Annotated in this window: 15 protein-coding genes; 5 read left to right on the top strand and 10 right to left on the bottom strand. The window is 71.8% G+C overall.

Annotation, left to right across the window (positions count from 1 at the left end; translation table 11 throughout):
• Positions 1–19: 19 nt before the first annotated feature.
• Entirely contained in the window at positions 20–892 is an 873-nt protein-coding gene (locus Ae331Ps2_RS25410) for a spermidine synthase (RefSeq protein ID WP_075306057.1), read from the bottom strand.
• An 87-nt stretch (positions 893–979) separates the two neighbouring features.
• Between Ae331Ps2_RS25410 and Ae331Ps2_RS25405 the strand changes: the two genes are divergently transcribed.
• The 4 genes from Ae331Ps2_RS25405 to aroB are packed head-to-tail and all read left to right on the top strand — an operon-like array spanning position 980 to position 4,641.
• Positions 980–1,624, top strand: coding sequence for an A24 family peptidase (locus Ae331Ps2_RS25405; RefSeq protein ID WP_075306059.1), 645 nt, complete (start codon positions 980–982; stop codon positions 1,622–1,624).
• A 13-nt stretch (positions 1,625–1,637) separates the two neighbouring features.
• Positions 1,638–2,840, top strand: a complete 1,203-nt coding sequence (gene aroC / locus Ae331Ps2_RS25400) for a chorismate synthase (RefSeq protein ID WP_075311707.1) — start codon at positions 1,638–1,640, stop codon at positions 2,838–2,840.
• Positions 2,837–3,517 (top strand): shikimate kinase, encoded by a 681-nt coding sequence (locus tag Ae331Ps2_RS25395; protein ID WP_020627275.1) that lies wholly within the window; start codon positions 2,837–2,839, stop codon positions 3,515–3,517. Before aroC ends, Ae331Ps2_RS25395 begins: the two co-directional genes overlap by 4 nt.
• Positions 3,514–4,641: a 3-dehydroquinate synthase gene (aroB, locus tag Ae331Ps2_RS25390; protein WP_075306061.1), complete on the top strand. Its 1,128-nt coding sequence runs from the start codon at positions 3,514–3,516 to the stop codon at positions 4,639–4,641. Before Ae331Ps2_RS25395 ends, aroB begins: the two co-directional genes overlap by 4 nt.
• A 58-nt stretch (positions 4,642–4,699) precedes the next feature.
• On the opposite strand, the gene Ae331Ps2_RS25385 is transcribed toward aroB, so the two are convergent.
• The 8 genes from Ae331Ps2_RS25385 to Ae331Ps2_RS25350 form a co-directional block, all read right to left on the bottom strand.
• On the bottom strand, positions 4,700–5,398 hold the full coding sequence (locus Ae331Ps2_RS25385) for a hypothetical protein (RefSeq protein WP_139318705.1): 699 nt from the start codon (positions 5,396–5,398) through the stop codon (positions 4,700–4,702).
• A 110-nt stretch (positions 5,399–5,508) separates the two neighbouring features.
• A complete protein-coding gene (locus Ae331Ps2_RS25380; RefSeq protein WP_075329683.1) occupies positions 5,509–6,333 on the bottom strand; it encodes a transposase family protein in 825 nt (274 codons plus the stop codon).
• A 354-nt stretch (positions 6,334–6,687) separates the two neighbouring features.
• A complete protein-coding gene (locus Ae331Ps2_RS25375; protein WP_083695976.1) occupies positions 6,688–8,085 on the bottom strand; it encodes a GGDEF domain-containing protein in 1,398 nt (465 codons plus the stop codon).
• Between the two features lie 121 nt (positions 8,086–8,206).
• The gene (locus Ae331Ps2_RS25370; RefSeq protein WP_075305978.1) at positions 8,207–9,049 is read right to left on the bottom strand and encodes an IS5 family transposase; all 843 of its coding nucleotides are present in this window, start codon (positions 9,047–9,049) and stop codon (positions 8,207–8,209) included.
• A gap of 879 nt (positions 9,050–9,928) precedes the next feature.
• Entirely contained in the window at positions 9,929–11,158 is a 1,230-nt protein-coding gene (locus tag Ae331Ps2_RS25365; RefSeq protein WP_083695975.1) for an MFS transporter, read from the bottom strand.
• Between the two features lie 131 nt (positions 11,159–11,289).
• On the bottom strand, positions 11,290–11,697 hold the full coding sequence (locus Ae331Ps2_RS25360) for a RidA family protein (RefSeq protein WP_020624299.1): 408 nt from the start codon (positions 11,695–11,697) through the stop codon (positions 11,290–11,292).
• A 143-nt stretch (positions 11,698–11,840) separates the two neighbouring features.
• On the bottom strand, positions 11,841–12,443 hold the full coding sequence (locus Ae331Ps2_RS25355) for a TetR/AcrR family transcriptional regulator (protein WP_075306069.1): 603 nt from the start codon (positions 12,441–12,443) through the stop codon (positions 11,841–11,843).
• A gap of 50 nt (positions 12,444–12,493) precedes the next feature.
• On the bottom strand, positions 12,494–13,609 hold the full coding sequence (locus Ae331Ps2_RS25350) for a PHB depolymerase family esterase (RefSeq protein ID WP_139318707.1): 1,116 nt from the start codon (positions 13,607–13,609) through the stop codon (positions 12,494–12,496).
• Between the two features lie 360 nt (positions 13,610–13,969).
• On the opposite strand from Ae331Ps2_RS25350, the gene Ae331Ps2_RS25345 reads away from it, so the two are divergent.
• The gene (locus Ae331Ps2_RS25345) at positions 13,970–14,296 is read left to right on the top strand and encodes a helix-turn-helix domain-containing protein (protein WP_075311713.1); all 327 of its coding nucleotides are present in this window, start codon (positions 13,970–13,972) and stop codon (positions 14,294–14,296) included.
• Positions 14,297–14,357: 61 nt separating this feature from the next.
• On the opposite strand, the gene Ae331Ps2_RS25340 is transcribed toward Ae331Ps2_RS25345, so the two are convergent.
• A complete protein-coding gene (locus Ae331Ps2_RS25340; protein ID WP_075306073.1) occupies positions 14,358–15,074 on the bottom strand; it encodes an MBL fold metallo-hydrolase in 717 nt (238 codons plus the stop codon).
• Positions 15,075–15,103: the final 29 nt, after the last annotated feature.

The raw sequence follows: 15,103 nt of genomic DNA, 5'->3' as shown, positions 1-15,103 counted from the left end.
GGGGGTCCCTGACCGGGGATCACTGCCCCCAGAAGCCCTCCGGCGGCCGCGGTGAGGGGACCGCGTACGCATCGGTGACAACGCCCGCGCCGCGGCCGAGGGCGCGGGTGTCGGCGTCGTCGAGGACCCGGGCCGGGAACGGGTCCCCGGCCGCGCGGCGGGTCACGCCGGGCACCGGGAGCTCCCGGTCCGACGCGGCGAGCACGAGGTTCCCGAACCGGCGACCGTGCAGCACGTCCGGCGCGGCGACGAGTGCGAGCTCGGCGAACGCCGCGCCGGCCGTCGCGATCTGACCGGGCAGGAACGGCCACGGGGCGCCGTCGCCGAGGTTCGCCACGTGCATCCCGGTCGGCGCGAGCACCCGGCGGACGGCGGTGAGGAACTCCGCCGTCGTCACCTGGGCCGGGGTGCGGGCGCCGGCGAACACGTCGACGACGACGACGTCGAACGACCCGGGCGCGAACCGGCCCAGGGTGGCGCGTGCCTCCCCGGTGACCACGGCCAGCCCGTCCGCGACGCCGGGGCCCGGCAGCCGGTGTGCGACGAGGGCGGCCAGCTCGGCGTCGAGCTCGACGACGGTCTGGGCCGACCCGGGGCGGGTCGCGGCGACGTAGCGGGCCAGCGTCCAGGCCCCGCCGCCCAGGTGCAGCACCCGCAGCGGCACGGCGGGCGGCGCGGCGAGGTCCACGAGGTGGCCGATCCGGCGGACGTACTCGAACTCGAGGTGCTCGGGGGCGTCGAGGTCGACGTGGGACTGGGCGGTCCCGTCGAGCAGCAACGTCCACGACGCCGGCCGCGCCGCGTCCTGCACCAGCTCGGCGACGCCGTGGTCGACCTCGGCGCGGACCACCGCGCCGGCCCGACGGTCGTCCTGCGGTGCACGGGATCCCATTCCGGTCATCCTGCCCCGGGCCGACGAGTTGTCCACAGGCGGGCGATCGGTCGGTCCGGGCGGCGCCCCGGGCCCCAGGATCGGGGTATGAGCCTCGTCGTCCTCGCCGCCGCCCTGGGTCTCGTCGCCGGTGCGGGTACCCGGTACCTGCTGGCCCGGGCGCCCCGCGGGGCGCCGGTACCGGAGCGGTGGTGCGGGCCGGGGACGGCACTGTGCTGGGCGGCGGTTGCGCTGGCGGTGCAGACCGGACGGCTCGACCCGCGGTGGGCGGCGCTGCTCGCGGTGCTGTCCTGGCTGGCCGTGGCCGGGTCGGCGACCGACCTGCTGGTCCGCCGGCTGCCGAACGCGCTCACGGTGCCCGGGTTCGTGCTGGTGCTGGCCGCGCTCGTCCCGGCCGGGGGCGGCGCCGTGCTGCGCGGCCTGGCCGGCGCGGTGCTGCTCGGCGGCGCCTACCTGGTGGTGCACCTGGTCTCGCCGCACGCGATGGGCGGCGGCGACGTGAAGCTGGCCGCCCCGGTGGGAGCCGCGGCCGCCGGGACGGGGTGGGCGCTGCTGCCGGTGGTGGCGGTGGGCGCCGCGATCGCCTCGGCGGTGGTGGCGCTCGTCGTGGTTGCGGCCGGCCGGGCCGGGTGGGGGAGCAGGCTCCCGCACGGGCCGGTGCTGCTCGGTGCCGCCCTGGTGGTCGTCGCCGCGACGGTCGTGGTGCCGTCGGGTGCCGTCGGGGCCGGGTGAGAGGATGGTCGCCGTGCTGCGATGGATCACCGCCGGGGAATCCCACGGTCCGGCCCTGGTGGGCGTGCTGGAGGGCATGGTCGCCGGTGTCTCGGTCACCACGAAGGAGCTGCAGGCCGAGCTGGCCCGCCGCAAGCTCGGCTACGGCCGCAGCCCACGGATGGCGTTCGAGGCCGACGAGCTGGAGGTCCTGGGCGGCCTGCGGCACGGGGTCACCCAGGGCGGCCCGGTCGCGGTCCGGATCGGCAACACCGAGTGGCCCAAGTGGGAGACGGTGATGGCCGCCGACCCGGTGGACCCGGAGCTGATCGCGCACCGCGCCCGCAACGCGCCGCTGACCCGGCCCCGCCCCGGGCACGCCGACCTCGCCGGCATGACCAAGTACGGCTTCGACGAGGCCCGTCCGGTCCTGGAGCGGGCCAGCGCCCGCGAGACCGCGGCGCGCGTCGTGCTCGGCACCGTCGCGAAGGCGTTCCTGCAGCAGGCGCTCGGTGTGACGATCGTGTCCCACGTCGTGGGCATCGGTGCCGTCGACGCCCCGGACGACGAGCCGCTGCCCGGCCCCGCCGACCTCGACCGGATCGACGCCAACCCGGTGCGCGCGTTCACCGACGCCACGGGTGCCGCGATGGCCGCCGAGATCGACGCCGCCCACGACGCGGGCGACACCCTCGGTGGGGTCATCGAGGTCATCGCCTACGGGATGCCGGTCGGCGTCGGCACCTACGTGCAGGCCGACCGCCGCCTCGACGCCCGGCTCGCCGCCGCGCTGATGGGCATCCAGGCGATGAAGGGCGTCGAGATCGGTGACGGTTTCCGCACCGCGCACCGCCGCGGCTCCGTCGCCCACGACGAGATGGTCCCCGCCGGCTCGCCCGGGCAGGGCCCGGCGGGCACCGTCCCGGTCACCCGGCTCACCAACCGGGCCGGTGGCATCGAGGGCGGGATGACCAACGGCGAGCCGGTCCGGGTCCGGGTCGCGATGAAGCCGATCTCCACCGTGCCGCGGGCGCTGCGCACCATCGACACCACCACCGGTGAGGAGGCCACCGCCATCCACCAGCGCTCCGACGCCTGCGCCGTGCCGCGTGCCGGGGTCGTCGTCGAGACGATGGTGGCGCTGGTCCTGGCGCAGGCCGCGTTGGAGAAGTTCGGCGGGGACTCGCTCGACGAGACCCGCCGCAACGTCGCCTCCTACCTCGCGGGGCAGCGATGACCGCGCCGGGCCCCGATGCGCAGGGCCGCCCCTGGCTGGTGCTCGTCGGCCCGCCCGGGTGCGGCAAGAGCACCATCGGGACCCTGCTCGCCCAGCGGCTCGGGCTGAGCTTCGCCGACACCGACGCGGTGATCGTCGAGCGCATCGGCAGGCCGATCGCGGAGATGTTCGTGCAGGAGGGCGAGCCCGCGTTCCGCGCGCTGGAGCGGGAGGTCGTCGCCGAGCAGCTGCACGCCGGGCACGGCGTGCTCGCCCTCGGCGGCGGCTCGGTGCTCGCCGCCGAGACCCGGGCGCTGCTCGCCGGGCACCGCGTCGTCGCCCTGGAGGTGGACCTCGCCGACGGGATGCGCCGCACCGGCATGTCCACCGCGCGCCCGCTGCTGGCCGGGGTGAACCCGCGTGCCACCTTCCGCGCCCTGCTCGCCGAGCGCGCCCCGCTCTACGCGGAGGTCGCGACCGTGCAGGTGAGCACGGTGCGGCGCAGCCCCAACCAGGTCGTCGCCGCGGTGCTGGCCGCGTTCGGCCAGGGCCCGGACACCCTGCCCGAGGCCTCGCCCGACGCGGCCGACCCGTTCGACCGTCCCACCCCGCGCCAGGACTCGACGCTCCCGGCGCCCGGCTTCGGCTCACCACAGGACGCCACCGGGACCGGCACAGAGCGGGCGGAGGCCCGATGACCGACACCACCACGCTGCCCGACACCTCCGGCACCCTCGAGTCCGACGGTGCGGTCCGCATCGACGTGCGCACCGAGCAGCCCTACCCGGTGCTCGTCGGCGCAGGGGTCGCCGCCCGTCTCGCCGAGGTCGTCACCGGGACCGGCGCCGGCCGGGTGCTCGTGCTGCACCCGCCGACCCTCGCCGACCGCGCTGCCGCCGCCTGCGACGAGCTCGCCGCCGCCGGGCTGGCCGCCGCGCTGCACGAGGTCCCCGACGCCGAGGGCGGCAAGTCGCTGACCTCGCTGGCCGACTGCTGGGACGCCTGCGCCGAGGCCGGGCTGACCCGCGCCGACGTCGTCGTCGGGTTCGGCGGGGGAGCGGTCACCGACCTCGCCGGGTTCGTCGCCGCCACCTGGATGCGCGGGGTGAAGGTCGTGCACGTCCCGACCACGCTGCTCGCGATGGTCGACGCTGCCGTCGGCGGGAAGACCGGCATCAACACCGCCGCCGGGAAGAACTTGGTCGGCGCGTTCCACGAGCCGTCCGCGGTGCTGGTCGACCTCGACACGCTGCGCACGCTGCCGCGCGCGGAGCTCGTCGCCGGGTCCGCGGAGGTGTGGAAGGCCGGGTTCATCGCCGACCCGATCATCCTCGACCGCGTCCGCGCCGACCCGGCCGCCGCGCTGGACCCGACCGGGCCGGTGCTGGCCGAGCTGGTGCGCCGCGCGATCCGGGTGAAGGCCGACGTCGTCGGGGCGGATCTGCGCGAGTCGCACCTGCGCGAGATCCTCAACTACGGCCACACCCTCGGCCACGCCGTGGAGCGCCGCGAGCGCTACCGCTGGCGGCACGGGAACGCCGTCGCCGTCGGCCTGGTGTTCGCCGCCGAGCTCGCCCGCGCCGCCGGGCGGCTCGACGACGCCACCGCCGACCTGCACCGCGAGGTGCTGGAGCTGGTCGGGTTGCCGACGAGCTACGAGCCCGGCGTGCTCGACGAGCTGACGGAGACCATGCGCGGTGACAAGAAGTCCCGCGCCGGGACGCTGCGGTTCGTGGTCCTCGACGGGCTCGCCGAGCCCGGCCGCCTGGAGGGCCCGGACCCGGAGCTGTTGGCGACCGCGTACACCGCGATCTCCCGCTGAGACCGTGCCCGTGCCGCGGGCCGATGTCCTCGCTCCGCTCGCCGTGGTCGCCGGGGGGTCAGCGGGTCGCGTGGGACTCGTAGCGGTACAGGACGGCCAGCTGGGGGACCGAACGGCGCACGTCACGCGGGGACGCGACGGCCAGGGCCGTCAGGTCGTCCGCCGCGGCCCACAGCTGCTCGGCCGACGACAACTCGCCGTCGTGAGCGCGTGCGGTGAGATGGGCGATGGCGGCGTCGCCGCGCGGGTTCAGGTGCGCGACCCGCCACAGCAGATGACGGGCCGCGGCGAGGTAGGCGTCGTCCGACCTGGAGGCCTGTTGGTCGTCGAGATGGGCGAGCAGGTCCCAGGTCGGCTCGCCGGCGGCCGGACGTACCGCGAACAGCGGCCGTGCCCCCTCGCGCTCCCGGACCGCTCGCTCGCGGCTGCGCATGCGGCACGCCCAGGCGACGAAGCCGGTCGCAACAGTGAGCAGAAGGAGCACCAGCAGCGCTTCGGACGCCTGCAGGACTGCTGCGCCGAGCCCGCCACCGACCAGCAGCGAGACCACGATCAGGCGCGCCCGGCGGGGCCCCGGCGCGGACGCGGTGTCGGCGGCGTCGGACAACAACGCCATCATCAACGGCCGGGGCAACAGCGGATCGGCCACGATCAGCTGACCTGCGTGCGGCAGCGCTGCACCCCACCAGGTCAGCTCGGCGCCGACCCGTGACGGGGCAGCAGCTCCACCGAGCTGCCAGCTGTCGCGCGCGGTCACCTGCGCAGCCTCCGTGAACACGTCGCTTGCCCGCCCGAGCCCGTTGGCGCTCATCCGGCGGGATGGAGCAGCGAATACAACACATTGAGGTGTTCTCAGTAGCGGGTTGATCATGTCGTGCGGTCGTACTCGGTGTGGAGTAGTACGAGCGCAGCTGCGGTGATCGCGCCGGTGCGCCAGGGACATAGCGTGACTCGCCGCAACGCGGCGAAGGTGGTCTTGAGCAGGGCGTTTCCGCGTTCGGCCAGAGCACGAAGGGCTGAGTGCAGGGTGTTGACGGTGCGCTGGTTGACCGTCTGCCCGCGGCCGGGGACGGGTTTGATGGGCACGGTGAGCCGGTCGGCTTCGCCTTCGTAGCCGAGGTCGCCCAGCGCGGCGTGGGTGTCGTCGGTGAACGCGGCCAGGCCCTCGAGCAGCCCGGGGTGGGTACGGGCGCAGCGGGTGTCGTGCTCGCGGCCCGGCCGCACGTCGCTGGTCCATAGCGGCCATCCATCAGGTGCGGTGAGGACCTGGATGTTCCCGCCGTGGCGGCGGTGCTTGCCCGACCACCACAGGTCGACCCCGGGGGTGAGGCCGAGCGCGCGGCACCGGTCGGTGGCGATCAGGGTGCCGTCGAGATTCACGTGGGTGTGCCCGGCTGTGCGGGCGGCGAGCAGGGCTCCGTGCAGGCCGGGTGCGGCCGCGGCGAGGACGTCGATGCCTTCGTGCAGGTAACGGTAGGCCGTTGCAGTGCTGATCGCGTTGTCACCGGCCAAACATCGGACCCGGGTAGCATCACAGAACCAGCGGATCACCAGCACTGCCTGGGCGAACGGGGTCAACGCCCGCCGCCGGGTGCCACGTCGACGGCGTTGAAGGACCAGGAGCCGCGCCAGATAGGCCACGGTGCGCTCCCCGATCGGGAGGACAGCGGTGTAGGTGACAGGATCAGACATGCAGGACCTCGGTGACGGTGTCGATCTGTGCTGGACCGAACCGATCTACCGGGGTCCTGCCCCGTTCCCGCTCATCTCACCACCCTCGGCGTGTCGCCACGACCTGCCACCCCGCTACTGAGAACACCTCATTGCGTCCTGTAGGGCCATACGATCGAGCACTCCGTCACCTGGTGAGACCAACCGCCTACACGAAGCGCAACGGATCTTGTGACGCCAGGTAGTTGAAGGCGGCACGGGCAGCATGGCGGCAGTGATCGACCCGACCGTCGAGCTCGCCGAGGGCGTGACCCCGAACAGAGGCCGACACCGGTCGAGATCAGGTGGCGCCCGCGTCGTCGGTGCGTACGTCCCTCATGGTCCCGGGCGTGGTGACGGCACCGACGGGTTGGACGGAGGAGCGGCCGGGCCGTGGCTGACCAGGACCTGGTTACGGCCGGCGTTCTTCGCGGCGTAGAGGGCCTCGTCGGCGGCCGCGAGCAGGACGTCGAGCTCGCGACCGGCCTGCGGGTAGACCGCGGCCCCGATCGAGGCGGTGAGGTCGGTGACCGCGACCGGGGGGACCTCGTCGTCGACGTGGACCGCCAGGCGCTCGATCCTGCGTCGGATCCGCTCTCCCACCTCCAGGACCGCTTCTGCGTTGCGGCTTGCCGAGGTGAACATCCCGGCCAGCGCGATGATGAACTCCTCCCCGCCGAAGCGACCCGCCGCGTCGTCGTCGCGGATCTCGGCGACGATCGCCTCGCCGACCGCGCGGAGCACCGCGTCACCGACCAGGTGCCCGTAGCGGTCGTTGACCTCCTTGAAGAAGTCCAGGTCGAGGATGAGCACGCCGGCACAGGTGCAGTCGCGCTTCGCCGCGCCGAGCAGCTGCAGCGCGCGGGAACGCCAGCCCTCGGCGTTCAGCAGACCGGTCTTCGCGTCCGTCGATGCCCGTGTCTCCAGCTGCCTGATGAGGGTCGTCTGCTCCATCAACACGAGCGCAGGGATCAGCAGCCAGACGAGCAGGACGTGGTCGGGGACGATGACAGCCGCGACGATTCCGCCGAGGCTCAGTGTGGCGGTCTCCAGCGCGATCTCCCCTCCCGCGAGGATCGCGAGGAATGTGCTGCCCGGCTGCGCGAGCCGGATGACGCTCACGACCAGCAACATGTTCGTACCGGTGTAGGCCACCAGGCACGCGGCGATCTCGACGATCGCCCACCAGGAGTCGAATCCGCCGGATCCGGGAAAGATCAGTGTGACCGCGGAAACCAGGTAGACGGCCAGGACGACCGTCGACGTCGAATAGAGCTGTCGATGCGGGGGAGTTCCTGCGGGTCGGAACACGCGGAAGTACAGATGTGTGTAACTGGCGATCACCGTGGCCGCTGCCAGCATCGGCGGTAGCAACAACGCGCCCGCGAACGTCCACACCGAACTCAGGTCGACATATCTGGTCTCGGCGATGCGCCGCCGTAGTCGTTCGGCACGCAGTGAGATCTCGGCGTGGAACCCGCTCAAGATCACCAGTGTGCCTGCGATCAGCCATGCCGACAGATCGCGCGGGACGCCGCCGAGGACGATATCGACGGTGAGTAGGCACACAGCGGCGAGCTCTACCGCGACGAGTAGCGCTCGGACGCCGATCGGAAGTGACCACAGCTGCCACGCCGCCAGCCACGACCGGAGCGCACTCCGGTCGGTGTCTCGCGCGGCGGATGAGGTCACCGAAATCCCCGAATCGTAGATCGTTTTCTCTCGTGTCAGCATAGACGTCGTCCAGCGGTTTCATCCCTGCTCAGTCGTGTCGCTCTCACCGATCTGCTGGGCGCCACCCGGGCTCGAACGACCTGCCAAGATCAACTAAGAGGTCGCGCGGATTGATGGATGATCATGGGCGGCGGTGTGGTCGGCTGTCCCAGCGGTGCGTGGTCCAGGCCTGCCGGATCAGGCTACGGAGTGTGATGATGGTGTCGGCGAGGTCGAAGAACGCGTCGACGACGGTTTCGCGGCGTTCGTAGCAGCGCTGCAGCCGGTTGAAGCTGTTGTGCCAGGCGTTGGTGCGCTCGATGTGCCAGCGTTGGGTGGCCTGGATCGGTGCTTTCTCGCCCTTGCGCGCGATCTCGCTGTGCAGGCCCCGTTCGGTGAGTGTGTCGCGGGTCTTACCGGAGTCATAGCCGGCGTCGAGGTGCACGGTGATGTCGTCGGGCAGCGGGCCGAGAGCGTCGAGGTGGTCGAGAGTGGGGCCCAGTAGCGGGGAGTCGTGGCGGTGTGCCCCGGCCAGGACCCGGCCCAGTGGGATGCCATGGCCCTCGACGAGCACCGATCGCTTCATGCCCTGTTTACGCCGGTCAACCGGTGACGGTCCGGCGACCTCACCGCCGCCGGGGGCCTTGGTGATGGCGCCGTCGACGGCAACGTCGTCAAGCAACAGGCCGACGATGCGGTCGTAGGCGTCCAGGGCGATCCGGCGTAGCTGGGCGAAGACCCCGAGCCGGATCCACTCGTCACGGCGATCGCGGATGGTGGTCGCCGAGCAGGTGCTGTCGGAGACGCCCTGATACGGGCAGCCGAACCGCAGCACCTGCAGGAGCTTGTCGAACACGACCCGATCCGCGATCCGGCGGCGGTGACAGCCCCACGGATGAGTGGGATCGAACTCGCCCCGGGGCGGCAGCAGCGCGGCGAACTGGTCCCACAACGGCTCGGTCAACCATGATGGCAGGGCGGGCACGCGGCCTCCAGACGATCACGAAGAGTCAACAACTTCATGATCGACAGGCCCGTGCCCGCCCCTCACCATCGACACCCGGCCGCGACCCAGCTGTGATCAATCCGCGCGACCTCTAAGGCGCTGACGTGGTGATGCTTCTCGCCTACCCTGTCGAGGTCGCCGCGAGGCGGGGCTCGGCGCCTCGGCGGCTCGCCGTCGGCGGACGGTCGGCGACTGGGCCGTTCGCAGTAACCCGACAGAAGGGGCTGCCCGGAGAGGGGGAGTCGTGCGTAACTGGAACTGGTGACGGAGCGCGGTTCGGTGTAAAGATTCTCCACTCCATCGAAAAGGGGGCGTAATGCGCAACTGGAACTGGTGACTGCAGTGGTCGAGCGGAACGGTGTCTGCGATGAGGGGTGGGTGGCGAGCGTGCGCAACTGGAACTGGTGAATGCGACGACGTGTTGGTCACGATGGTCTGGGAGGTGTCGACATGCGTAACTGGAACTGGTGAGGCGTGGATGCAACGACGGGTCGAAGAAGCAGGCGGGGAGGTGTGGGCGATGCGCAACTGGAACTGGTGACGGTGACCGAGTCGGGGCGGGTGTCGAGCCATCCGGCTGTCGGCGCCGGCGGGGATCGTCGGAAAGGGGAATGCGGGATGCGCAACTGGAACTGGTGAGCGTTGTGATCGACGGACACGAGCGGAGAGGGGAGATGGCTGTGCGCAACTGGAACTGGTGACGTGGTACTGCCGTCCGAGATCGGGAAGAGGCAACTCGTGACATGTAGCCGTGTACGGATCTGAAGCACGCGCCGGCGACGTCCGGCCGGGGAAGGCGCGACGCGCGACGTCGATGAGGTGGCGGGGAGCCGTGAGTCGTCCGTGGCGACCCGCCCCTCAGAGTGCTCGCGCGGGCCGCGACATGGCCACGGCTGCGAGCCCCGCCGAGGCCACCGCGGCGGTCACCGCCACCGCCACGGCGGGGGAGGACCACTCGGCGAGCAGACCGGCAGCGAGAAGACCGAGCCCCTGCGCGCCGATCAGCCCCGCGGCCGCGAGGCCGGTCGCGCGCCCTCGCGCCTCGGCCGGGGTCCGGCGTACGAAACCGGCCTGTGCCTGGATCAGCGCGGCGGCCACGGCCGCGCCGCTGAGTGCCCACAACACGGTGATCGCCGCGACCGACGGTGCGAGCGCGCTCACCATCAACGGAACGCCGGCGGCCACGGCGAGCGGGAGCATCCACCGTTCCCGGGTTCGCTGGGGGACCCAACGCGTGAACACGATCGCCCCCACGACACTGCCGGCCGGGATGGCGGCCAGGAGCAACCCGACGGCGACCGGCCCGGCGCCGAGCTGCGCGGCATAGGGAGCAGCGACCCCCTCCGGGGCGATGTAGGTCCCGGCCAGCCAGACCACGACGGCCAGCGTGCGACGCGAGGGGTCCGCGAAGACCGTGTGCGCTCCGGCAGCGATGTCGCCCGACCAGGAACGGACCGCACCGGCGGCAGGGGCGGGCGCGGGACGAGGTGCGACCCCGTAGGCCAACACCGCCGCGGACAGTACGAAGGTCACCGCGTTCATGACCAGCGCGGCGTGCGGACTCAGCAGGGCCAGCAGCGCTCCGCCGGTCGCGAACCCGGCAACCTGCGCGAGCTGGCCCGTCACCTGACGGACGGCGTAACCGCGTTCGAGCAGGTCACCGCGCAGGATCTCCGGCAACAACGCCCCCTGCGCGGCCGAGTGCGGTGAACCTGCCAGCACCAGGACCACGATCAGGGCACACAGCACGGGCAGCGGGAGGCCGGGCCACGCCATCGGCATGACGAGCGCCGCTCTGGTGAGGTGACTGCCGATCATGACCCGCCGACGCGGATACCGGTCGGCGACCCAGCCCAACAGTGCGCCGCCCAGCAGCGCAGGGAGGAAGGTCAACGCGTACACCGCCGCCGACAGGGCCGCTGAGCTGGTGCGCTCGTAGACCAGCACCGAGAACGCCACCCGAGCGAGCTGGTCGCCCAGGATCGAGACGACCTCGGCAGACCAGAGCGCACGGAACTCGCGAAGCGTGAAGACCTCGGTCAGGCGCCGGGGCCTCGGCACGGCGGCTGCGGAGTCGGCATCGTTCATAGTCGGCCTGCTGACCATGTCACGAACAGCAACGCGTCGGACACTCAGGGTTCGAGCAAGCACACTACTAGGCGATCAACGATCGCGAACAGTCGACCACCGACCCCCGGACGTCGGCGCCGGAGGAGGAACTAGTCGCGCACCGCGGCGACCGCTTCGATCTCGACGAGCTGATCGTCATAACCGAGCACGGTCACTCCCATGAGGGTGCTGGGTGGGTCGTGGTCACCGAAGGCGTCACGGACCACTTCCCAGGCGGCCACGAGATCGGCCTGCTCGCTGGACGCGACGAGCACCCGGGTGCTGATGACGTCACTCAGCGACGCGCCGCTCTCGGCCAACGCGGTTCTCATGTTCTCGACGGCGTGCGCTGCTTGGCCTGCGACGTCCCCGACCGCCGCGGTCGAGCCGTCGGCGTGGAGGGGGCAGCTACCCGCCAGGAAGATCAGTCGTGCGTCCGCGGGCGCGGTCGCGGCGTAGGCGTACTCCGCCACGTCGGACAGGCGGGCAGAACGGATCAACCTCACGATCGTGGTCATCGGCGACGACCCTAGCCACGTCTGCCGATCCGCGCGGTCCGATTTCAGGCTCCGCCGAGCTGGTCAACCGATGTGCGCGACGAGCGTGGGGGCGGCGTCGGTCGTCGCCGGTCCGGAACCGGGCCTCCGTGGCCGCGGTGCGCTCATCGAAGGTCCAGGCCGGGGGTGATGAAGTCGCGGTAGTAGGCGACGACCGTGGAGCGGGGGATGTCGGGCCGGGTGAGCCACCAGCGTCCGAGCTGTTCGCCGACCCCGCTGATGGCGTAGGCGAAGGCGAGGCTGCGCTCGTCGTCGAAGGTCCCGAGGTGCCGGACCATCCCCGCGATCCGCGTGATGGTCTGCTCACGCAGCTCCGTGAGCTGTGCGTTCAGTTCCGGGGACAAGGCGGTGCTGGGGTTGAACAGCACCATCCAGCGGCGCGGATCGCGCTCGAGGATGCCGAAGAACACCTCGCCCGCCCGCGTGATCACGGTGCGGGCGTCGGCGCCGGCCTCGATGAGGATCTCCGGCTCGCGGACCCGGTCCTCGAGTTCGGCGCGGGCCTGTCGGACACATGCGACGAAGATGTCGTCCTTGGTGGCGTAGTGGGCGTAGACGATCGTGCGGCTGACCCCGGCCTCCCGGGCGATGTCCTCGATGCTCGTGCCCTCGAAGCCCCGATCGGCGAAGAGGCGCTCGGCGACGGCGACCAGCTGCGCTTGCCTGGCCTCGCGGGACAGGCGCCGTCGCGGGGGTCGCTCGGTCATGTACGAGACGGTACGTCGCCGCGCGGTATCGACCCGCGCCCACTCGACCGTCACCCCGAGAGCCGGCGCTCCGACACGAAATCCCACATCACAGCGGCAAGGTCGGGGCCGCGCCGGTCGACGAAGAGCCCTGTGCTGCGGGGCCCCGACCATGCGTGGCCCTGTCCGTGGATCAGTACCCGCTGGACGACGAGACCGGGGGTGGTGGGGCGGCGGTAGGTGTCGGTCTCGAAGGCGTGTCCGTCCGGCGGCGTGGAGTGCACCGCCGTGTCGGGTCGGACCGGAGTCGACGCGTCCGGGATGCGGCCCTCGATGAGTTCGCCGAGTGCGAGCCACTGCTGTACGAGTCGCTCCGCCATGACGGGCGGAACGGTGGTGTCCTGGTCACCCTGAACGACCAGGAGCGGGACCTGGCGGGCCCGTGGCCCCATCTCGGCGCGAGCCGGCACCGCCGTCTCGGCCGGTGACGGCGGGACGGGCTCCTCGGCGAACTCGCGCCGGAACCCGTACTCGCCTCCGGCCACGGACGTGACCGTCGCGAACAGGTCGGGATAGGTCACGCCGAGGATGACGGCCGTGCCTGCTCCGGAGGACACGCCGAGGGCGTGGACGCGGTCACCGTCGGCATGGTGCGTGGCCACGACCTGCCGCACGGCTCCGGCGATCAGCTCCGGCTCACCACGACCGCGGTGCTGGTGTTCGGGCGACAGCGAGTTCCAGCACAGCTGTGGGTTCCGCAGCACGGACTGTGTCGGGTAGACGACGATGAAGCCCTCTCGGTCGGCCAGATCGTCGAGCCGCGTCGTGTCCTTCATCGAGTTGAGCCCGAAGCCGGTCATCGCGCACCCGTGGATCGCGACGACGACCGCCGGCGGCGCGCCCGTCGAGCCTTCGGGCCGCGGCGGCGGGAGATGTACCTGGTAGCGCAGAACCCCTTCAGCGCTGGTGTAGGACTCGTTCCGGTCTTCGCCCCGTGGGCCTGACGGCCCGGGCAGCGCCGCCGCGAAGCCCGGCGCGACCGTCATCAGGACGAGCGCGACCGCCAGCACGATCGCGTGTCCCCTGAACCGACGTCCCGACATCCACCGACCTCCAGTAGCGCCATTGCCGTAGTTGGCACAGCGTAACTTATGGTGGACACCATGTTCAGTTGAGTTGCTCGGCACTTCGTTGCGACAGTGGGTCTCCGTGTGCGGGAGGCCCCGCGCTGCCGCGGGATGTCGAGTCCTCCCGAGCGAGCCAGCCCCGTCAGCGGCGACGACGACGGGCCAGGGCGTGGCGGCGATTCACTCGGAGAGGGCAGAGCTGCTCTCCTCCAGGGGGCTACGCGCAGGTGATCAGGTTGGTCTTCGTCATCTCTGCGCGCCGCTCCATGAAACGTGCGAGATCAGGAGTGCTGACTGTGGATTCGCGCTCGGTCACCTACGGTGACAGAGGTGGCCAGTAGTGGCCTGGAGTCGACCTCCGACGAGGGCGGCCGACCTCGCCCCACCGGCGGGCACGACGCCGTCCACCACGTCTGTCCGTTGAACGAGGTGCTGGACCGGGTCAGTGGGAAGTGGGCGATCGGTGTGCTCACGCTCATCGGTGCGGAGGAGGTCGCGCGGTTCACCGAGCTCGAGCGGGGCATCCCGGGGATCAGCAGGCGGATGCTCACGTTGACGTTGCGGAATCTGGAGCGGGACGGGTTGCTGACCCGCACGGTGTACGCGACGGTGCCGCCCAGGACGGAGTATCGGTTGACCGAGGCGGCTCGGGAGCTCGCGCGGACGCTGTCGCTGCTCACCGACTGGGCCAAGCGGCACCAGTCGCACGTCCAGATGTCTCGGCTCGACTACGACGAGACCCACTGAGGCAGCGTGAGCAGGCGGTCGCCGTCCGGGCCGTGATCACCGCCCACGACGCCGGGTTGGCTCAGGAGCCGAACGCCGCCACGAACTGCTCCGCCGACGTCGCCCGGTAGACGGTGTTCGTCCGCTGCACCTCGGCCAGCGGGGCGTGCGACGCCGGGGAGTAGCGGTGCCCCGGGTACACCGTCGGGTTGCCCTTCAGCCCCGCCAGCTGCTGCAGCGAGTGGTACATCTGCGCGGTGTCGCCGCCCGGGAAGTCGGTGCGCCCGCAGCCCTGCAGGAACAGGGTGTCCCCGGCGACGAGCCGGTCGCCGTCCGGGTCCGGCACCAGGAAGCACTGCGAGCCCGGGGTGTGGCCGGGTGTGTGCAGCAGCCGGATCGCGACGTTCCCGACCTCGACGACGTCGTCGTGGTCGTGTGGGGTCAGGTCGGTCGCCGACAGCCCGGTCACCCGGGTCACGTAGTCGGCCTCGGCGCGCTGCACGTGGATCGGCACCGGGTGCGACCCGATCAGCTGCGCGACGCCGACGAGGTCGAAGCCCATCATCGTGCCGCCGACGTGGTCGGGGTGGTGGTGGGTGGCGAGCACCCCGGTCAGGCGCATGCCGTCGGCGTCGAGGGTCGCGACCAGCTCGTCGGGGGAGTAGGCCGGGTCGACGACGACGGCCTCGCGGGTCTCGTCGTCGCCGATCAGGTACGAGAAGTTGACCATCTGGGTGGCCACCTGGTCGCCCACGGCGTAGTCCTGGCCCGACAGCAGCTGGCGGAAGTAGAGACCCATGGCCGCGACCCTAGACATAGGGTTCGTGG

It is taken from the genome of Pseudonocardia sp. Ae331_Ps2 (genome assembly GCF_001932405.1).
Lineage (GTDB): Bacteria > Actinomycetota > Actinomycetes > Mycobacteriales > Pseudonocardiaceae > Pseudonocardia.
Note: the sequence above shows the minus strand (reverse complement) of the source record. Positions and strands in the feature narration are given on the sequence as shown.

Bases quoted from the DNA above. Each gene is read 5' to 3' on its own strand.
- Ae331Ps2_RS25410 (WP_075306057.1), bottom strand. From the start codon at position 892: ATGGGATCCCGTGCACCGCAGGACGACCGTCGGGCCGGCGCGGTGGTC.
- Ae331Ps2_RS25405 (WP_075306059.1), top strand. From the start codon at position 980: ATGAGCCTCGTCGTCCTCGCCGCCGCCCTGGGTCTCGTCGCCGGTGCG.
- Ae331Ps2_RS25395 (WP_020627275.1), top strand. From the start codon at position 2,837: ATGACCGCGCCGGGCCCCGATGCGCAGGGCCGCCCCTGGCTGGTGCTC.
- aroB (WP_075306061.1), top strand. From the start codon at position 3,514: ATGACCGACACCACCACGCTGCCCGACACCTCCGGCACCCTCGAGTCC.
- Ae331Ps2_RS25380 (WP_075329683.1), bottom strand. From the start codon at position 6,333: ATGTCTGATCCTGTCACCTACACCGCTGTCCTCCCGATCGGGGAGCGC.
- Ae331Ps2_RS25375 (WP_083695976.1), bottom strand. From the start codon at position 8,085: ATGCTGACACGAGAGAAAACGATCTACGATTCGGGGATTTCGGTGACC.
- Ae331Ps2_RS25365 (WP_083695975.1), bottom strand. From the start codon at position 11,158: ATGAACGATGCCGACTCCGCAGCCGCCGTGCCGAGGCCCCGGCGCCTG.
- Ae331Ps2_RS25360 (WP_020624299.1), bottom strand. From the start codon at position 11,697: ATGACCACGATCGTGAGGTTGATCCGTTCTGCCCGCCTGTCCGACGTG.
- Ae331Ps2_RS25355 (WP_075306069.1), bottom strand. From the start codon at position 12,443: ATGACCGAGCGACCCCCGCGACGGCGCCTGTCCCGCGAGGCCAGGCAA.
- Ae331Ps2_RS25340 (WP_075306073.1), bottom strand. From the start codon at position 15,074: ATGGGTCTCTACTTCCGCCAGCTGCTGTCGGGCCAGGACTACGCCGTG.